This is a genomic window from Marinobacter sp. BW6 (assembly GCF_008107725.1).
Taxonomy (GTDB): domain Bacteria; phylum Pseudomonadota; class Gammaproteobacteria; order Pseudomonadales; family Oleiphilaceae; genus Marinobacter.
On record NZ_VIRN01000004.1, the window covers coordinates 1 to 383 of the forward strand.

The 383-nt window shown below is 52.7% G+C and carries 1 protein-coding gene; it reads left to right on the plus strand.

The window, feature by feature from the left end; genetic code table 11:
- The coding region (locus tag FMN52_RS00015; protein WP_205424867.1) for a 50S ribosomal protein L11 methyltransferase at nucleotides 1-181 on the plus strand (181 nt) is incomplete at its 5' end.
- Nucleotides 182-383 lie beyond the last annotated feature (202 nt).

Here is a 383-nt window from a genome sequence, read left to right on the forward strand (position 1 = left end):
CCCATTACGCGAACTGGCCCCGTTAATCAGCGTACTGCCCGTTGAGGGCGGTCTGCTGGGGCTTTCAGCTATTCTCGCCAGCCAGGCGGAAAGCGTCTGCGATGCTTTCGCCGAGCTTTTCACTCTCGACCCGGTCGTCGAAAAAGAAGAATGGTGCCGCATTACTGGCCGTAAGAAATAATTCTTGTCAGCGTGGTCGCCCGGCCACGCTTTTCTCCACACAACTGCCTTAACGCCTTTCAGGCACCGAGACATCATTAAATTCATCAAATGAATGCCTGAAATAACTTCTTTGTCACTATCCGTCTGGATAACCAGCTGCTACCAGCGGACAAAAGAGACTGGCGTTTTAACGGGTCGCAGCCATCGCTCGCGTACTTAGT